The sequence below is a fragment of the Acinetobacter sp. YH12129 genome, from assembly GCF_013418685.1.
GTDB classification, from domain to species: domain Bacteria; phylum Pseudomonadota; class Gammaproteobacteria; order Pseudomonadales; family Moraxellaceae; genus Acinetobacter; species Acinetobacter amyesii.
This window is the reverse complement of the sequence record NZ_VPBP01000006.1, coordinates 50,863-69,758: the sequence shown is the minus strand read 5'-3', so window position 1 is coordinate 69,758 and position 18,896 is coordinate 50,863. Positions and strand designations below refer to the sequence as shown.

Genomic DNA, 18,896 nt, shown 5'->3' with positions numbered 1-18,896 from the left:
CTTAATAATGGCAACCGAAATTAAAGCACCGGTATTCCCAGAGTCAGTTGCTGACGGTACAGTTGCAACTTGGCACAAACAACCAGGTGAAGCAGTATCACGTGACGAAGTGATTTGTGATATTGAAACAGATAAAGTTGTTTTAGAAGTTGTAGCTCCTGCTGACGGTACGATTTCTGCAATCGTTAAAAACGAAGGCGATACAGTTTTATCGAACGAAGTGATCGCGACTTTTGAAGAAGGTGTTGCTTCTGGCGCTGCTCAAACTCAAGCTGTTCAATCAGAAGAGAAAGTAGAACAAGCTGCTGCGCAAACTCAAGCGGGCGCTGCGCCAGTTGTTGAGCGTGCACAACCTGTTGCTGATCAAGCACCAGCAGTACGTAAAGCATTGACTGAGTCTGGCATTGCTGCTGCTGACGTTGCTGGCACTGGCCGTGGCGGTCGCATCACTAAAGAAGATGTTGCAAACCATCAAGCTAAACCAGCTGCTCCTGCTGCTGCGCCATTAAGCGTTGCTGTTGGTGAACGTATCGAAAAACGTGTTCCTATGACTCGTCTTCGTAAGCGTGTTGCTGAACGTCTACTTGCTGCAACTCAAGAAACTGCAATGTTGACTACGTTCAACGAAGTAAACATGAAACCAATCATGGAAATGCGTGCGCAATACAAAGATGCTTTTGAAAAGCGTCATGGTGCACGTCTTGGCTTCATGTCATTCTTTGTTAAAGCAGCAACTGAAGCACTTAAACGCTACCCAGCTGTAAACGCTTCGATTGATGGCAATGACATCGTTTACCACGGTTTCTACGACATCGGTGTTGCTGTATCAAGCGACCGTGGTCTAGTAGTTCCAGTTCTTCGTGATACTGACCGCATGAACTATGCTGAAGTTGAAAATGGTATCCGTGCATACGCTGGTAAAGCGCGTGATGGTAAATTGGGTATCGAAGATATGACTGGCGGTACATTCACTATTACTAATGGTGGTACTTTCGGTTCTTTGCTTTCTACACCTATCTTAAATACGCCACAAACTGCGATTTTGGGTATGCATAAAATCCAAGAACGTCCTATGGCTGTAAATGGTCAAGTTGAAATCTTGCCAATGATGTACTTAGCGCTTTCTTATGACCACCGTCTAATCGATGGTAAAGAAGCAGTAGGCTTCCTTGTAACAATCAAAGAATTGTTAGAAGAACCAGCTAAACTCATCCTTGATCTTTAATACTTCAGAATAATGCAATGGGCTTAGAGCGATCCTCTTAAGCCCATTTTTGGAGATACACATGTCTCAATTTGATTTAGTTGTTATTGGTGGCGGTCCTGGTGGTTATGAAGCTGCTATCCGCGCTGCTCAATTAGGCTTTAAAGTAGCTTGTATTGAAAAACGTATTCATAAAGGTAAACCATCTTTAGGTGGTACTTGCTTAAACGTGGGTTGTATCCCATCTAAAGCATTACTTGATTCATCTCACCGCTATGAAGATACCGTTCATCACTTAGATGACCACGGTATTACGACTGGTGAAGTGAAATTTGATCTTGCAAAACTGCTTGATCGTAAAGACAAAATTGTTAACCAATTAACGATGGGTATTGATGGCCTACTTAAAGGCAATGGTATCGAATGGTTAAAAGGTACAGGTAAATTACTTGCAGGTAAGAAAGTTGAGTTTGTATCTCACGAAGGTGAAACTCAAATTTTAGAACCTAAATATGTAATCCTTGCATCGGGTTCTGTGCCAGTCAATATTCCAGTTGCTCCTGTAGACCAAGACATTATTGTTGACTCTACTGGTGCGCTTGAGTTCCCAGAAGTGCCTAAACGTCTTGGAGTAATCGGCGCGGGTGTAATTGGTCTTGAACTTGGTTCAGTATGGCGTCGTCTTGGTTCTGAAGTTGTTGTATTTGAAGCAATGGATGCATTCTTGCCAATGGCTGATAAAGCTTTGGCAAAAGACTACCAAAAAGTATTGACTAAACAAGGCCTTGATATCCGTGTTGGCGCTAAAGTTGCTGGTACAGAAGTCAATGGCCGTGAAGTTACTGTTAAGTACACGCAAGGTGGCGAAGATAAAACTCAAACTTTCGATAAATTGATCGTTTGTGTGGGCCGTAAAGCATATGCAGAAGGTTTATTGGCTGAAGATTCAGGCATTAAACTCACTGAGCGCGGTCTAGTTGAAGTAAACGATTGGTGTGCAACTTCAGTTGAAGGCGTATACGCAATTGGTGACTTGGTACGTGGTCCAATGCTTGCACATAAAGCAATGGAAGAAGGCGTAATGGCTGTTGAGCGTATCCACGGTCATGCAGCTCAAGTGAACTATGACACTATTATCTCTGTAATTTACACACACCCAGAAGCGGCGTGGGTTGGTTTAACAGAAGAGCAAGCGAAAGAAAAAGGCCACGAAGTTAAAACAGGTCAATTTGGTTTCGCTGCAAATGGTCGTGCAATGGCTGCTGGTGAAAACGCAGGCTTTGTTAAGTTTGTTGCTGATGCAAAAACGGATCGTCTACTTGGTATGCATGTCATTGGACCTGCAGCGTCTGATATCGTACACCAAGGTATGATTGCACTTGAGTTTGTATCAAGTGTTGAAGACCTTCAGTTAATGACTTTCGGTCACCCGACATTCTCTGAAGTCGTTCACGAAGCTGCGTTGGCTGTCGATGGACGTGCGATTCACGCGATTCAGCGTAAACGTAAATAAGATGTAAAAAGAGCGGCTTAGGCCGCTCTTTTTTGTTTCAGATGGTTGTTTTAATTTGAATAATCATCTAAAAATAAAGATAAGAAATATTTTAAGATTTAAAAAAGGTTAAAGCTGCTTTGACGGATGTCTGGGCTTTAATGGGTCATAACAAAGCGAAAAAAGAGTAAAAGGTTGTTCAATGAATCTACACGAATATCAAGCTAAAGCGTTATTAAAAAAATATGGTATGCCAGTCCAAGAAGGCGTATTTGTAACAACCGCAGAAGAAGCAGTCAAAGCTTTTGAGCAATTGGGTGGTAAGTTTGCAGTTTTAAAAGCCCAAGTCCATGCAGGTGGTCGTGGTAAAGCGGGCGGCGTTAAAGTCGTAAAATCTGCACAAGAAGCCACTGATTATGTGAACCAAATGGTCGGCTCACGCTTAGTCACTTATCAAACAGATGCATTAGGTCAACCCGTCAGCGGTATTTTGGTATCTGAAGATGTTTATCCAGTAGAGCGTGAATTGTACCTAGGTGCTGTAGTTGACCGTTCTAGCCGTCGTGTGACCTTTATGGCATCGACTGAAGGCGGTGTTGAAATTGAGAAAGTTGCAGAAGAAACGCCTGAAAAAATTATTAAAGTTGAAGTAGATCCTCTAGTGGGATTGTTACCATTCCAAGCACGTGAAGTGGCGTTTGCTTTAAACCTAAAAGATGGTCAAGTGAATCAATTTGTCAAAATCATGTCTGCGGCTTATCAAGCATTCATTGAAAATGATTTTGCTTTATTTGAAATTAACCCGTTATCCGTACGTGAAAATGGCGAGATTTTATGTGTGGATGCAAAAATTGGTATCGACTCAAATGCTTTATATCGCTTACCAGAAATCGCAGCACTACGCGATAAAACGCAAGAAAATGAGCGTGAGCTGAAAGCCTCTGAGTTTGATCTGAACTATGTTGCCTTAGAAGGCAATATTGGTTGTATGGTCAATGGTGCTGGCCTAGCGATGGCAACCATGGACATCATCAAGCTATATGGTGGTCAACCTGCAAACTTCCTAGATGTAGGAGGCGGCGCGACCAAAGAACGCGTAATTGAAGCCTTTAAAATCATTTTGGCGGATAGTTCTGTGCAGGGTGTATTAATTAATATTTTTGGCGGAATTGTACGTTGTGACATGATTGCTGAAGCAATTATTGCAGCGGTTCAAGAAGTAAATGTGACTGTACCTGTGGTTGTTCGTCTAGAAGGGAACAATGCAGAGTTAGGTGCAAAATTACTTGATGAATCAGGTTTGAAATTGATTTCTGCAAATGGCTTGGCTGATGCTGCAGAAAAAATTGTTGCTGCGGTAAAAGGCTAAGGGAGTAGAGATCATGAGCGTATTAGTTAATAAAGACACCAAAGTATTGGTACAAGGTTTTACCGGTAAAAACGGCACATTCCATTCTGAACAGTCAATTGCTTACGGCACAAAAGTGGTCGGTGGGGTGACTCCGGGCAAAGGCGGCACACAACATTTGAATCTGCCCGTATTCAATACCATGAAAGAAGCTGTACGTGAAACGGGTGCAACGGCAACCTCGATTTATGTACCGGCACCATTTGTCCTAGATTCAATTATTGAATCGATTGATTCAGGTGTTGAGCTGATCGTTGTGATTACGGAAGGTGTGCCTACACTCGATATGCTAAAAGCTAAACGTTACCTAGAAACCTATGGTAATAATGCACGTCTAATTGGTCCGAACTGTCCAGGGATTATTACTCCGGGTGAATGTAAGATCGGTATTATGCCGGGGCATATTCATCAGCCAGGTAAAATCGGCATTATCTCGCGTTCAGGGACATTAACCTATGAAGCTGTAGCGCAAACTACGAAGTTGGGTCTAGGTCAGTCGACTTGTATCGGTATTGGGGGAGATCCAATTCCGGGCATGAACCAAATTGATTGCTTAAAGCTGTTCCAAGATGACCCTCAAACTGAAGCGATCATCATGATTGGTGAGATTGGTGGTACAGCAGAAGAAGAAGCGGCTGAATATATCCAGTCGAATGTTACAAAGCCTGTTGTTGGTTATATCGCGGGTGTAACTGCACCTAAAGGTAAACGTATGGGGCATGCAGGGGCAATCATTTCGGGCGGTAAAGGCACAGCTGAAGAGAAATTCGCTGCCTTTGAAAAAGCGGGTATGGCTTATACCCGTAGTCCTGCTGAATTAGGTTCGACCATGTACGAAGTGCTGAAAGGCAAAGGTTTGGTTTAATCGCCATACTTAAACATCAAAAGAGAATCTTCGGATTCTCTTTTTTTTTACGCAAAAAAAAGCGTATTTCAGCCGCTATGCAAAAGCCATAAGGGCATGGCTATGTGTTCTGCTTTGGGGTGCAGTGACGCTGCATAAACGGATGGAATATTGGTTGTTCAATAACTATGAAATGTAAAGAACACATAATAATCCGAATATGTGATGATTGCGGGGATGGTCATAGGTTTATGATTTTTAAAAATAATTTCGTATAGCGTGCAGTATATTGATTTTAGGGAAAATAACTAATTTAATTGAGATTTTTAATGGATCTTTATCATCAAAGAGCTTTTTTACTTGGATGAAGCCTAATATTTTCAATAGAAATTATTTTATTTGTAATTTTCTCAAGCCTTATACAAAGGATGGTAGATTAGGAATATGAGAAGGGGGAGCTTTAAAATTGGTGAAATTTGCTATCTCAGTGATGAAATTTTTTTAAGAAAATCTACATGAGCATATACATCTATAGTCAGCTATTATTTTTTAGTTGATGGTTTGAAGTGCAAAAACCTTGTTAGGCCCTATTTTCAATTTAATAAGCAATTTCCAAGTTTTATAAAAACAATAGATAGAACAAAATGTTATCGAGCTGAATATATAGAAGTAAATATCTTATTCTGTAAGATGAGAAGGATATATCAATTAATTGATTTTAAATATTTTGTTTCATAATTTTATGCTGTTTGCTCTATAGCTTCTAAATGAGTATTTTTATGAAATACGCCATTTGTTCATTGATTTAACATCAGGCTGTGATGCGAAATATAAATGTCAGAAACCATTAAAAGCGCTCTGATAAGACAGAAAATGTTGTTCATTTCTTTGGGAGATTGTATGCCCATAAGTACAAGTATCTAAGCCATAAAAAAAGCAGTGCGGACACTGCTTTTTTAATTCATTTAGAATGTGTTGCTCAAGCAATCACTTCTGAATAAAGAGATTTGATGGAGCCCTATCTCAATCAAAAACTTAGTTTTTGCTGGTTTTTAAGCTCTGAGTTAAACCGTTAATATCGCCACCTTGGATACCAAGCTCACTCATCAAGCTATCAATCAGTGGGGCCTGGCTGCGGTAGCGTAGGGCACTATTCACCACTTGGTCTGACAAGGCAACATTACCGCTGCCTTCGTGGTGAGCATCACCTTGGCAAGAACCTGCATGACCACCATTTAGGCCATTCACTTGCAAAATCTTAATGTCATCAATGTTTTCCATTGGTTTCACACTTTCGCGAATGATTTCAGGTAAGTATTTCAGCATCGCTAAACGAATTTGCATTTCAACCTGTTCAGATGACAATACGTTGTTTGCTTCGTTCACTGCACGTGTACCTTCAGCATCAACTTGGTATTGTTTTTCCATCGCCTGAGCCAAGAGAACTTTTGCGTCAGCTTCACCTTTGGCTTTTAAGCGAACTTTTTCAGCTTCGGCTTCAGCTGCAATACGGATAGCTTCTGCATCATCTGCTGCTGCTTGTTTACCTGCTTCTGCCGCGACAGTAATGGCAATCGCATCTTTCTCCGCTTTTTCTTTCGCAGAGACCAATTCAACAGCTTTTTGACGTTCAGCTTGTTGGATTTGACGAACGGTAATGACTTCTTCTTCGGCTTTTACCGCTTGAGCACGGGCTTGATCGGCATGCGCTTTAGCTTCAGATTCAGCACGAGATTTTTCTGCAATAGCAATGGCACGGTCTTGCTCAGCCAACTCAATGGTTTTCTTTTGTTCCACTTGGGCTTGCTGAATAATTTGTGACTTTTGAATATTTTGATTTTCAACGTCACGTGCAGCAGTAATACGCTTTAAGTCAACTTCACGTTCAGCAGCAATACGCGCTTCTTCGGCTTCACGTTTTTTAGCAGCTTCTTGTGATGCAATTTCTGCAAGCTGTTCTGCACGACGGATTGAAATTTCACGTTCTTGTTGCAGTTTTGCATATTCTTCTTCACGCAAAATTTGTAGACGTGCTTGTTCTGCTTCTAAGTTCTTGGTCTTGATTGCAAGATCTGCATCTTGCTCAATCGCATTACGTTTACGACGACGGTCTTCAATGGTTTCTGTCAGTTTAGTTAAACCTTCAGCATCGAACGCATTTTGTGGGTTGAAGTATTTAAAGCCTGTTTGGTCTAAGCCAGTTAATGAAACGGTTTCAAGTTCCAAACCGTTTTTATGTAAATCTTCAGACACCACTTGCTGAACTTTTTGAACGAAGTCGACACGTTTTTCATGCAATTCTTCCATCGCCATTTCTGCGGCAACTGCACGTAGAGAGTCAACGAATTTACCTTCGACCAAATTTTTAAGCTCATTTGGTGACATGGTCTTTTGACCTAACGTTTGTGCTGCTGTAGCAATCGAATCTGCGGTTGGTTTCACACGGACATAGAACTCCGCCATCACGTCGACACGCATACGGTCACGTGTAATCAGCGCTTGGTCATCTGCACGGCGAACTTCAAGACGTAGGGTGTTCATATTGACAGGGATAATTTCATGCAGCACCGGAAGCACAATAGCACCGCCACCTAAAATCACTTTTTCACCGCCGAAGCCTGTACGCACAAATGAAATTTCTTTACTTGAGCGACGATAAAGTCGAGCAATAATAAAACCAATAAAAATAAGTGCGGCAAAAATTATCCCGACTGAAACAAGGATACCGCTTGGAATAATGTCTAACATGGACGTTTATCTCTTTTGTTGTAGTTCAAGTTAACCCTCTAAAGTGCTAACAAGTTTGGTTTAAAAATCAGTATTTTGTTGACTCATCATGACTTCGAGATTTGCTGAACGTATGACGCGTTAAATGTATTTATATGGTGTTAAAAGAACTGATCGAGCATCAATTCATTCAAAATTTAGAGCATGGTGGCTTGAAAGCCTACATTTGTTTTTTGGGTTAAAACCACTGATTGACCTTGGCTGAAAATTTCATCTTGTTCAGGTTCAACCAAAATATAATGGGTCAATCCGTGTTGATCTTTGACTTTGGCTTGAGCAGGAGACTGTGGTCGTGCATCACCCAAAATGATCGTGGCCGTTCTACCGATCAATTCATCACTATAAATGGCGGTTGTTTCATCTTGCGGTAAAATACGGGCAATGAGCATTGCGCTAAAACGTACGAAGGGCATGCACAGAAAAATACAGGCTGGTGCAATAATCCATGCACTGAACATCATACTGGTCATTTGGTTAACGATGGCTTGAATAGCAAAGCCCAACAAACTATAGACACATAAGAAAATGATGAGCCATACAAACAGTGGAATACGACCCAAATACAACCAATCGAGCACACGTGTCACGATACCTGCATCGGCATCTACACCTAGCTCTGCATTATGACCAACATCCTCAGGTAGGAATTGATCTAAGAAGCCTTGAGAACCCCCCCCTAAAATTGTTAACACAATCTCAAAAAGTCCAAACAAGAACATTAAGCAGAGACTGATGCTAAACACGATATTAGACGGGTGAGTAAACAATTCCCACATTATATTTATCTCTATATTTATGCTTATAAAAAATCAAAAAAAAATAATTCTGGCCGAATTTTTTTCAGTAAATAAAATAACATTATCTGTCGAAATTGTGTAAAAAAATTACAGATCAGATTAACAAAAAGTCGGCTTTTATGTGAGCTATTACTAAGTTTTTCTTTAAAAATAGTTGATCAATTAAATCAGGATTATCTAAATCTAAAATGAATAGCACTTCTACTTTACCCATTTAAGATTTAAGTCATTGTGATCAATCAAATTTTCAGTCTAATTGCAGATATATAAGTGGTCGTGCTCAAGGGAGAGAAATGGCCTGTTAAACGGCACAGAAAACAATGTTAGGAAATGTAAATTTATAAGCGTCACAGCAGTGCTGAGGGCTTTGCCGTGACTTTCGATGTCATATGAAGATTTGAACTGGCGTTCAATAGAGCGCTTTTTAGGTGGCTTTAACCCTTTTTATAACAATGAAGTTTGAATGCGTACTTTCATATCTAAAGCCGCTTGAACAATAAAGGTTTTCATCCACTTCACTTGTTCGCCCATCGGATTGGTTTTAATCGCAGTGTCTAAAAAGCCCATGCTTTCAAGTTGAAACAATTGTTTTTCGATCTCTTCTTCTAACTGGGTGCTATTGGCTGCGAGCGGGAAATGGATTAAGTGAAATGCTTTGGGAAAATTATAAAAAGCATAGAGCAGATTAAATGCACGTTGATCGGCCTTTAAATTGCCAGCGCCAATTTCGTAGCCGCGATCTTGGTTACTGTGAGTCACCCCAATCAAAAACTCGAGTTTATTGTCCAAAAGTCGTAGGCCGAACTGAAGGCCAATTTGGTCAGCACTCAGCTCATGTTGTATAAAGTTATTCAGCGGGCTGCCGTCATCATTTAAGGCTTCTTGGAGCACGAGCATGTGTGAAGAATGCTGATAAATATAGCCAGCAAGACCTGCTGCTTCAATCAGCGACTTTAAGGTTTCAAGCGTATAGTGACTATATGGCATATCAATAACTATTGGAGAGTGATATAGCTACTTTAGGTACTTTGAGCGAGTTTGAATACCGATTGTTTAGAGGATTTAGCGATTAGTTAATTGATAAAAAATTGCGTAAAATTACGGATCTCGGACTAGAATAATAATGAAATTGATAAGTCTATTGTATTAAATTAATTAAAATTGATAAGCAGTATCAGACAATTTGTATATGACGAATAAGAATATCAATATCACAAAACAAGCAATCGTTATGAAAGCTTAATCACTATAATGTATATATATCTTTAAAAGTGTAATAAGTACACATATTCTAAGCTGGTGTTGTCCATGTCATTAAATGAGGAAAGACTTACTCATCTTAAACAGCTTGAAGCTGAGAGTATTCATATCATCCGTGAAGTTGCTGCTGAGTTCGAAAACCCAGTCATGCTGTATTCAATCGGTAAAGATTCAGCGGTCATGCTGCATCTTGCTTTAAAAGCATTCTATCCTGCCAAACTTCCATTCCCACTACTGCATGTAGACACGGGTTGGAAATTTAAAGACATGATTACTTTCCGTGACAACATGGCAAAAGAGCATGGCTTTGATTTGATCGTGCATCAAAACAAAGAAGGTAAAGACGCAGGCGTGAATCCGTTCGATTACGGTAGCTCAAAATATACTGACATTATGAAAACTCAAGGCTTAAAACAAGCACTTGATAAATATCAGTTTGATGCGGCTTTTGGTGGTGCGCGCCGTGACGAAGAGAAATCTCGTGCCAAAGAACGTGTTTACTCATTCCGTGATACCAAACACCGTTGGGACCCTAAAAACCAACGTCCTGAACTTTGGAATCTTTACAACGGTAAAGTAAACAAAGGCGAAAGTATTCGTGTGTTCCCATTGTCGAACTGGACTGAGTTGGATATTTGGCAATACATCTACCTTGAAAATATTAAATTGGTTCCTTTGTACTTGGCTGCTGAACGTCCAGTGGTTGAGCGTAACGGTACACTGATCATGGTTGATGATGAGCGTATGCGTTTGAACGAAGGTGAAGTGCCACAAATGAAATCGGTGCGTTTCCGTACTTTAGGTTGTTACCCATTAACTGGTGCGGTTGAATCAACTGCAACAACTTTACCGGAAATTATCCAAGAGATGCTTTTAGCCACCACATCTGAACGTCAAGGTCGTATGATCGACCATGATGAAGCAGGTTCGATGGAAAAGAAAAAGCAGGAAGGTTACTTCTAAGAATCTCATAATCTCCCTTGCGCAGCAGTGCTGCTCACCCTCTTTACTAAAGAGGGGGAACTCCCGAGAAAGAACGGAGCAAAGTCTCCCTTTCTTAAAGGGAGATTTAGAGGGATTAAAAAGATTCAGAAACCGATTTCAAAAGAATATGTGGAGCTTTGAGCAATGTCTCATCAATCAGATTTAATTAGCCAAGACATCTTGGCGTATTTAAAACAACACGAAAATAAAGATCTTCTTCGTTTCCTGACTTGCGGTAACGTGGATGATGGTAAATCGACTCTAATTGGTCGTTTACTTTACGATTCAAAATTGATTTATGAAGATCAATTACAAGCTGTGACTCGTGACTCTAAAAAAGTAGGTACAACGGGTGATGCGCCTGACTTGGCTTTACTTGTCGATGGTCTACAAGCAGAGCGTGAACAAGGTATTACCATTGACGTGGCTTACCGTTATTTCTCTACTGAAAAACGTAAGTTCATTATTGCTGACACCCCGGGGCATGAGCAGTACACACGTAACATGGCAACTGGTGCGTCGACTGCCGATCTTGCGATTATCTTAATTGATGCGCGTTATGGCGTTCAAACGCAAACTCGTCGTCACTCATTTATTGCGAGTCTTTTGGGTATTCGTAATATCGTGGTTGCAGTGAACAAAATGGACTTGGTTGAATTCTCTGAAGCGCGCTTCAATGAAATTCAAGCAGAGTACAATGAGTTCGTAAACCAATTGGGCGACCGTAAACCTGCGAACATTATCTTCACGCCTATTTCTGCGTTGAATGGTGATAACGTTGTAAACAAATCGCCAAATACGCCGTGGTACCAAGGTCAGACTTTAATGGAGACTTTGGAAACTGTTGAAATTTCGCATGATACGAGCAAGCACGAATTCCGTTTCCCAGTTCAATATGTCAACCGTCCGAACCTCGATTTCCGTGGCTTCTGCGGTACGATTGCACTTGGTGAAGTGAAAGTTGGCGATACCATTACTGCATTGCCATCTGGTAAGTCTTCGACTGTTAAAGAAATCGTCACTTTTGACGGTAACTTAGAGCATGCTGTTGCAGGTCAAGCAGTGACTTTAACACTAAACGATGAAATTGATATTTCACGTGGTAACGTGTTGGTAAAAGCGGGCGAACAGCCGTTAATTTCACGTTCTGCACGTGCCTCTGTGGTATGGATGACAGATGCGCCTTTAGTAGTTGGCAAGCTGTATAACGTGAAGTTTGGTACACAAACTATTCCTGCGAAAGTTGCGAAAATTAACTATCGTACCAATGTGAACACACTGGAAAAAACGGAAGTTGAACAGCTTGAATTGAATGCGATTGCAGATGTAACGATTGAGTTTGATGCGCCAGTGGTATTTGACCGTTACCAAGACAGTCGTTACACAGGTTCATTCATCTTTATTGACCGTTTAAGCAACGTGACTGTTGGTGCGGGTATGGTTGAGTCTGCAGTGGAATGGACTGCACACAACGAGCCTGTAACTGCTGAAGCGCGTGCTGCACGTTTAGGTCAAAAACCTGCTGCTGTAACTGTGACTGCTAAAGCCCTTGAAAATGCGCAAGCGATTGAAAGCTTATTGATTCAGCAAGGTGTGGTTGCAATTGCGAAAGCTGGTTTAACTGTGGAGCAAGTTGCACTAGTTCGTGAAACTGGTGTGGTTGTGATTACGGATACTGCTGAAGGTACTGATGTGACTTATGCCTTCGATGCTGCTGAAGAAGTTGCTGAGAAAATTGTTGAGTTGGTTCGTTTGTAATAGATTGAATTGATTTAAAAAAAGACCCGCTGAGAAGCGGGTTTCTTATTTAGGACTCTTCGGGTGTCTTTTTTGTTTTTTCTAGACTTGGAATAAGTTTTTCTAAAATTGAGTCGGATTTTACATTTTCCATTCCATCGGCTGGATTTTTTCTAAATGCTTCTAAATTAATTTCTAATAACTTAGCTTGTAGATAAATAGATTCATCACTTTCAGAATTTAGAGTTTTTATTTCAGTTTTATACTTTTCAAATGAACGAGCTAAAGCTTCTTTATGTCCATATTCTTGTTCTAATTTGGAATATCTATTGAGGTTCAAATTGGCAACCGTAGCAATCCAAATGAGTGGAATATTAAGGATTAATCTAACAGTTATAGAGGTTATAGTGATTTGATCAATATTGTTGAAGTCAATTGTCAAAAAATTAAATCCAGCCAAAAGTACTAATGCACCTATAAATACATATAAATTATTTTTCCTGTTCTCTTTTGCCTGATTACCTTTCTCATAAAAGCCGCCAGCTAATCCAGCATTGCTAGCTTGATTTAAAACTTTTAAAGCTTCTTTTTCGGTTTCTTCTAATGTTTCTAATCTCTGAGATAAAACTTGTTCTAAAGATTGGTTGTTTTTGTCACCAAAAATTTTTAGATAAAATTTATCTAAAGCATTCTTTTGTTTGTTGAAAGTAGTTGAGTAAGATGAAATTTTTTCACCAGCGTCATTAGTTTCATCAATAAATATGTAGTCGTAGTAATCGTCAATTTCTTGGTATTTCTTTTTAATTGCTTGCTCACGTGAAGTTTCTATACCTTCTACAATAACGTCATTATTGAATAGGTAAGAGTGTACGTCTTTTGCTTTAGTTGCTAGTTGATCTAGTTTTTGACTATGACTTAATTCTTCACCTTCATTTGCAGCAAAATATTTCCTGAACTCGATTTTAAGTTTATCTGATTCATTGTATAAATCAGCTAGATTCTCAGAGTCTAGTAATTCTTTAAGAGTTTGTGTTGTAGTTGTTCCGTCTTCGTAAGTGTGTTCCATTAAAGATTTTAAAGATGAAACCTCATTCTTTAATTGTTGTAATTCTTTAAATTCCGCAATTAATAGCTGTTTCTGTGCTTTAACATCTACTATTTCTGTTTGAAGTTGCTCTATTTCGGCTCGTATTAATTTTGCAGCGGCAGTTCGTCCATCTGTAATATGTTCTAGATTATCTGCAAGTGTGTATTTACTTGAAAGTTTTCCATGTAATGCACTTAATTGTTTAAGTGCTTGTTCAACTTCTTTGCGCTCTGTTTGTGTCATGCCTGTTGAAAGCATATCGCGTATTTTCCCCATAAAAAACAAACCATAAATAGTAATTATGGTTAAATATTACACTTTTTTTTGAATGTGTTTGATAATGATTTTATTTTGATATAAGATATATCTTAAATAATCTTAAGGTGTATCTTTGCGATGTCAAATTCTGACCTTCTTGCTGTTAACGATAGTCCTGTTAAAACCCGCAAACGCCTGTTTGAAGCAGGGCACATGAAACTATTGGTACTGCATCTGATCTCCCAAGCACCTAAGTTCAGCTACGATATTATTAAAGATGTCGGCGCAATCGTCGGCGGTGGCTACAGCCCAAGCACAGGGACAATTTACCCAACGCTGAATTACCTCGAAGAACAGCAATACATCCATGCAGAACTAAATGCCGAAGACCGTAAACAATACAGCGTTACGCAGTCAGGCTTAGTACATCTAGATGCAGAAAAAGCCACAGTAGAGAAAATTCTGTGTCGTTTTGATACCCGTAAGCAGATTCATAACAATGAACAATACGTCGACATCAAACGTGCGATGGAAAACCTAAAAGCATCACTGCGCATCAAAATTCAGCACTGTGAACTGACACCTGAACAGGTGTATGCCATTGCAGAAAAAATCGATCAGGCGGCAGTCGAAATCAGCCGTATGGAGGTGACACAATGAAACAGCATCAATATGAAATCACGCTCAAACATATTGCTGATGCGCAGGGCAATCCTTCGACTTATACCGAAGCGTTGCAGTTTAATGCCTACAACCATGATGACATGTTTAAGGTGCTGGAGCATTTGACCAAAGCGCAATTGTTAGATGATGAAAAGACCAAAGCCTTTGCTGTGGGTCTGAAACTGTTTGGTGAAACCTTGTTGGAAAATAAAGACCATCCTTTATTTAAAAGATTTCATGCCGCATTTCGGCCAGTTTATGAAAACACTAAAACAAACCGTAAAAGCCCAGAACGCAGCCCAAGACGAATAATAGGTATTTACAGATGAATCAACTCCCAAAATTTCATCCCAAACACATGACTTGGCTGATGCCCTTAATCTTGTCCGGCATTATGAGCGGTTCAATTTCTTGCTTTAATATGCTGATGAATAAAGGCTTAGTTGAAGGCTTTCTTGGCATTTGGCTGCGCGCATGGAGCATGTCGTGGATGATGGCCTTTCCGCTCATTTTGATCGTGTTGCCATTGGTGCGTAATACGCTAATGAAGTTTGTACGCCTACCAAATGAGCCTGCATCCAAATAAAAGGTACATCTATTTAGTCATGAGTTGAGTGTGACTGCATCGCATCTTGAATGATGGCTGTTAATTCAGTCAGTGATTTGACACCTGCAATACGTTGAATCACTTTCCCGCGATAAAACAGCAAGGTAGAGGGTAGTCCATAAACGTTATAACGCAATGTCAGTATCGGTGAGGAATCAATATTCACTTTGCCAAATTTAAGCCGTGTATGCTGCGCTGACATTTGACTTGCGCACTGCTCAAATACTGGGAAGTTCTGTACACAGGGCGCGCACCAGTCTGCATAGAAGCGAATCACGGCAAAACCATCAAACCATTCATAGTCACTGGCGTTATCTTCATTGTATTCAACGATCTGAGACATGCTTGGCCTATTATTCATTTACGAAATACACTACAAATTATACATAAGTCCATGTTTATTCATTCTGCGCCATTTCTATGTTCAAATAGTGCAGAGATAGATGAATATTCAATAATTGAAAAGGGAAAACAATGTCACAGCAAAGCATGCAGCAGGTCATTATTACTGAGCCGGGCGGTGTAGATAAACTGGCCTATGAAAGTGTTGCCATCCCAGAAGCGAAAGCAGATGAAGTGTTGGTTAAAGTGCATGCCTTTGGCATCAACCGTCCAGACATTTTACAGCGTCAAGGTTTATACCCAATGCCGAAAGGCGTAACGCCAGTACCAGGTTTAGAGGTTGCGGGTGAAGTGGTTGCTGTGGGTGCAGAGGTTACTTTATTTCAAGTAGGTGATAAGGTTTGCGGTCTGACCAATGGCGGCGGTTATGCAGAATATTGCGTGGTGCCTGAAAGCCAAACCATTGCGATTCCTGAAGGCGTCAGCTTTACTCAAGCTGCAGCGATTCCTGAAACATTCTTTACCGTTTGGGCGAATGTATTCCAAATGGGCAAAGCCAAAGCAGGTGAAACGGTGCTGATTCATGGTGGAACCAGTGGTATTGGAACTACGGCAATCATGCTGTGTAATGCGTTGGGCATGAAAACCTTTGCAACAGTCGGTTCAGATGAAAAAGTGGCAGCGATCTCTGATATCACACATGCGATTAACTACAAGACTCAAGACTTTGAGCAAGTGATTAATGAAGCGACCAATGAGCAAGGTGTAGATGTCATTTTAGATATTGTTGGCGCACCGTATTTGGCGCAGAACCTCAATCTATTACGTCGTGATGGTCGTTTGGTCTATATCGCATTTTTAGGTGGTGCAAAGGCCAAAGAGGTGAAACTGGGTCAAATCATGATGAAGCGTTTGACCATTACAGGCTCAACCATGCGTGCGCGTAATACTGCAGAAAAAGCAGAGATTGCCAAAGGCATTCAGGAAAATGTTGTTCCGTTATGGTCTAAAGGTGAATGTCTGCCAATGATCTACAAAACATTTAAGTTTGATCAAATTCAAGAAGCACATGCAGCCATGGATACAGGCGACCATGTGGGTAAGATTGTGGTTGAAGTGATCTAAAGGATTATTTTTAAAACGCGATGTATTTGCAGGGTGTTTTAAAATAATAAAAGAGGGCGATGTCCCTCTTTTTTATTGTCTTACTAAACTTTAGGCATAAAAAAACCAGCTTATCGCTGGGTTCTTTATTACACCATCTTCAGTAGTAGAAGAATGGTGCCCGAGGCCAGACTCGAACTGGCACGCTTTGTGGGCGGGGGATTTTAAATCCCCTGTGTCTACCGATTTCACCACTCGGGCTTAACAAGATTGGAGGCGGAGGTCGGAATCGAACCGGCGTACACGGAGTTGCAGTCCGCTGCATGACCACTCTGCCACCCCGCCATGTCTTGTTGATGCGTATATTAGCAAGCTCTGAAAAAAAAACAATAGCAGATTCATCTGTATGAGCATAAAAGCAGCATACAAGGTAAAAAATTTAAAATAATCATGTATTATGTGCAAAATTGATTCATATCATCACTTGGAGAAGTGCCGTGGCATTAGTTTTAGATGGTCGTGCATTGGCGAAGAAAATTGAAGCTGACTTGTTGACTCGCGTAGAAGCGCTAAAAGAGAAAACTGGTCGTACCCCAATTCTTGCGACTATTTTGGTAGGTGACGATGGTGCATCTGCAACTTATGTACGTATGAAAGGGAATGCTTGCCGCCGTGTTGGTATGGATTCATTAAAAGTTGAGCTTCCTAAAGAAACCACAACTGAGCAATTGCTTGCTGAAATTGAAAAATTGAATGCAAACCCAGATGTTCACGGTATTTTGTTACAACACCCAGTACCTGCTCAAATTGATGAGCGTGCATGTTTCGATGCGATCTCTCTTGAAAAAGACGTGGATGGCGTGACCTGCTTAGGTTTTGGTCGTATGGCAATGGGTGAAGCTGCGTATGGTTCTGCGACTCCTGCAGGTATCATGACCATTTTAAAAGAAAACAACATTGAAATTGCAGGTAAACATGCGGTTGTTGTGGGACGTTCTGCAATTTTGGGTAAACCAATGTCTGCAATGTTACTTGAAGCAAATGCGACAGTGACTACTTGCCACTCACGTACTCAAAACTTAGCTGACTTTGTTAAGCAAGCTGACATTATTGTGGGTGCGGTAGGTAAAGCTGAATTGATTCAAAAAGATTGGATCAAACCAGGTGCAGTGGTTGTTGATGCTGGCTTTCATCCACGTGATGGCGGCGGTGTAGGTGATATCCAATTGGTGGGTATTGAAGAAGTTGCTTCTGCTTATACACCTGTTCCGGGTGGTGTAGGTCCTATGACCATTACAACGTTGATTCGTCAAACTGTTGAAGCTGCTGAAAAAGCGTTGGGTTAATCTTTTAATAAAAAGATCTTAAAGTCACAACGGAGTCTTACCGTTGTGACTTATAAATGTAAGAAGCTCGTATGTTACTTTTGTTTCGGCAAAAGTAACCAAAACCATTTGTCATCTGCTGAACTCGACATAATCAGCCTTTTGATTAATGGTGTCGCAGAAACAGTGTTCATTCGATTAAGGTCTGTCTCGCACAGCAGCAGATGACGATGTCGCGTATCTGATACGTTTATAAATTCAAATAAAATCATCCCCAAGGCTTAATATGAGCTGTACTTTCCAATTTCCTAAAGCCCCTGAACATTTACTTAAAGCACTTCATGAAGTCATTCCGCATTGTGAATTACATGCACAACAGTTGCCTGAAACCCCCATTTCTTTATGGTTGATACCGCCTGTATTTCCAACCGATAAATTGGATGATGAAGTCATTCGTCGTATATGGAATGATACGCCGTATTGGATCTTTTGTTGGGCTTCAGGGCTTGCAATGGCGCAGTGGTTGTTGGCAGAGCCGCATCATGTCAAAGATAAAGTCGTGTTGGACTTTGGTGCAGGTTCAGGCGTGGTGGCGATTGCCGCGAAAATGGCAGGGGCGAAACGCGTGATCTGCTGTGACATCGACCAAGTAAGCCTAGATGCCTGCCGTGCCAATGCAGAGCTGAATAATGTTGAACTCGAATATTTGGACGATTTGTATAAAGCCGAACAAGTCGATATTTTATTGGCTGCCGATGTGCTGTATGACCAATGCAACCGTTTCTTTTTGGATGAATTTTTAAAGTTTGCTCCAGAAGTGTGGGTGGCAGACAGTCGTGTGAAAAACTTTAGTCATCCTAAATATGAAAAACTCGATGAACGAAGCGCAACGACATGGCCTGATTTGGATGAATCACCTGAGTTTCGTAATGTGAGTTTTTATAAAACGCTATAATTATTGAACTCATAAAAAAAGACGCTCAATGCGTCTTTTGAA

At 40.6% G+C, this 18,896-nt stretch carries 16 protein-coding genes, 2 tRNA genes and 1 pseudogene; 12 read left to right on the top strand and 7 right to left on the bottom strand.

From position 1 onward, the window contains the following. Positions 1 to 7 precede the first annotated feature (7 nt). The 4 genes from odhB to sucD all read left to right on the top strand — a co-directional run bounded on the left by odhB (position 8) and on the right by sucD (position 4,969). Positions 8 to 1,225 (top strand): 2-oxoglutarate dehydrogenase complex dihydrolipoyllysine-residue succinyltransferase, encoded by a 1,218-nt coding sequence (gene odhB, locus FTU65_RS05710; RefSeq protein WP_180011019.1) that lies wholly within the window; start codon positions 8 to 10, stop codon positions 1,223 to 1,225. 61 nt (positions 1,226 to 1,286) lie between these two features. Further along, positions 1,287 to 2,717 (top strand): dihydrolipoyl dehydrogenase, encoded by a 1,431-nt coding sequence (gene lpdA, locus FTU65_RS05705; RefSeq protein ID WP_168379217.1) that lies wholly within the window; start codon positions 1,287 to 1,289, stop codon positions 2,715 to 2,717. A gap of 181 nt (positions 2,718 to 2,898) precedes the next feature. Next, on the top strand, positions 2,899 to 4,065 hold the full coding sequence (gene sucC / locus FTU65_RS05700) for an ADP-forming succinate--CoA ligase subunit beta (RefSeq protein WP_078192988.1): 1,167 nt from the start codon (positions 2,899 to 2,901) through the stop codon (positions 4,063 to 4,065). A gap of 13 nt (positions 4,066 to 4,078) precedes the next feature. Beyond that, the gene (gene sucD, locus FTU65_RS05695; protein WP_168379215.1) at positions 4,079 to 4,969 is read left to right on the top strand and encodes a succinate--CoA ligase subunit alpha; all 891 of its coding nucleotides are present in this window, start codon (positions 4,079 to 4,081) and stop codon (positions 4,967 to 4,969) included. 1,014 nt (positions 4,970 to 5,983) lie between these two features. Here the strand turns inward: sucD and FTU65_RS05690 are convergent. From FTU65_RS05690 to FTU65_RS05680, 3 genes are all read right to left on the bottom strand, one after another. After that, positions 5,984 to 7,696 (bottom strand): flotillin family protein, encoded by a 1,713-nt coding sequence (locus tag FTU65_RS05690; RefSeq protein WP_168379214.1) that lies wholly within the window; start codon positions 7,694 to 7,696, stop codon positions 5,984 to 5,986. Positions 7,697 to 7,872: 176 nt separating this feature from the next. Next, positions 7,873 to 8,511, bottom strand: coding sequence for a YqiJ family protein (locus FTU65_RS05685; RefSeq protein WP_180007473.1), 639 nt, complete (start codon positions 8,509 to 8,511; stop codon positions 7,873 to 7,875). Between the two features lie 465 nt (positions 8,512 to 8,976). Further along, positions 8,977 to 9,519: a hypothetical protein gene (locus tag FTU65_RS05680; RefSeq protein WP_111884395.1), complete on the bottom strand. Its 543-nt coding sequence runs from the start codon at positions 9,517 to 9,519 to the stop codon at positions 8,977 to 8,979. A gap of 321 nt (positions 9,520 to 9,840) precedes the next feature. On the opposite strand from FTU65_RS05680, the gene cysD reads away from it, so the two are divergent. Next, positions 9,841 to 10,755 (top strand): sulfate adenylyltransferase subunit CysD, encoded by a 915-nt coding sequence (gene cysD, locus FTU65_RS05675; RefSeq protein WP_078189893.1) that lies wholly within the window; start codon positions 9,841 to 9,843, stop codon positions 10,753 to 10,755. 165 nt (positions 10,756 to 10,920) lie between these two features. After that, positions 10,921 to 12,534: a sulfate adenylyltransferase subunit CysN gene (cysN, locus tag FTU65_RS05670; RefSeq protein WP_180065231.1), complete on the top strand. Its 1,614-nt coding sequence runs from the start codon at positions 10,921 to 10,923 to the stop codon at positions 12,532 to 12,534. A 49-nt stretch (positions 12,535 to 12,583) separates the two neighbouring features. Here the strand turns inward: cysN and FTU65_RS05665 are convergent, their stop codons facing one another. Beyond that, the gene (locus tag FTU65_RS05665; protein ID WP_180003927.1) at positions 12,584 to 13,876 is read right to left on the bottom strand and encodes a hypothetical protein; all 1,293 of its coding nucleotides are present in this window, start codon (positions 13,874 to 13,876) and stop codon (positions 12,584 to 12,586) included. Positions 13,877 to 13,996: 120 nt separating this feature from the next. On the opposite strand from FTU65_RS05665, the gene FTU65_RS05660 reads away from it, so the two are divergent. From FTU65_RS05660 to FTU65_RS05650, 3 genes and pseudogenes are all read left to right on the top strand, one after another. Further along, positions 13,997 to 14,518 (top strand): PadR family transcriptional regulator, encoded by a 522-nt coding sequence (locus FTU65_RS05660; protein WP_180065534.1) that lies wholly within the window; start codon positions 13,997 to 13,999, stop codon positions 14,516 to 14,518. After that, a pseudogene (locus tag FTU65_RS05655) lies at positions 14,515 to 14,833 on the top strand (DUF3861 domain-containing protein). Before FTU65_RS05660 ends, FTU65_RS05655 begins: the two are co-directional and overlap by 4 nt. Positions 14,834 to 14,846: 13 nt before the next feature. Next, complete coding sequence (locus tag FTU65_RS05650; RefSeq protein WP_180026651.1) at positions 14,847 to 15,107, top strand: DUF2798 domain-containing protein; 261 nt, start codon at positions 14,847 to 14,849, stop codon at positions 15,105 to 15,107. A gap of 13 nt (positions 15,108 to 15,120) precedes the next feature. On the opposite strand, the gene FTU65_RS05645 is transcribed toward FTU65_RS05650, so the two are convergent. Beyond that, positions 15,121 to 15,471, bottom strand: a complete 351-nt coding sequence (locus FTU65_RS05645; RefSeq protein WP_180020679.1) for a co-chaperone YbbN — start codon at positions 15,469 to 15,471, stop codon at positions 15,121 to 15,123. 131 nt (positions 15,472 to 15,602) lie between these two features. Between FTU65_RS05645 and FTU65_RS05640 the strand changes: the two genes are divergently transcribed. Continuing rightward, a complete protein-coding gene (locus tag FTU65_RS05640; RefSeq protein ID WP_168378388.1) occupies positions 15,603 to 16,595 on the top strand; it encodes an NAD(P)H-quinone oxidoreductase in 993 nt (330 codons plus the stop codon). 154 nt (positions 16,596 to 16,749) lie between these two features. On the opposite strand, the gene FTU65_RS05635 is transcribed toward FTU65_RS05640, so the two are convergent. After that, a tRNA-Leu gene (locus FTU65_RS05635) sits at positions 16,750 to 16,835 on the bottom strand. Positions 16,836 to 16,845: 10 nt separating this feature from the next. Beyond that, positions 16,846 to 16,919 (bottom strand) — tRNA-Cys (locus FTU65_RS05630). Positions 16,920 to 17,071: 152 nt separating this feature from the next. Between FTU65_RS05630 and folD the strand changes: the two genes are divergently transcribed. After that, positions 17,072 to 17,920 carry a bifunctional methylenetetrahydrofolate dehydrogenase/methenyltetrahydrofolate cyclohydrolase FolD gene (gene folD / locus FTU65_RS05625; RefSeq protein ID WP_078192972.1) on the top strand — a complete coding sequence of 283 codons (849 nt, stop codon included), beginning with the start codon at positions 17,072 to 17,074 and terminating at the stop codon, positions 17,918 to 17,920. A gap of 265 nt (positions 17,921 to 18,185) precedes the next feature. Next, positions 18,186 to 18,854, top strand: coding sequence for a methyltransferase (locus tag FTU65_RS05620; protein ID WP_078189884.1), 669 nt, complete (start codon positions 18,186 to 18,188; stop codon positions 18,852 to 18,854). Positions 18,855 to 18,896 lie beyond the last annotated feature (42 nt).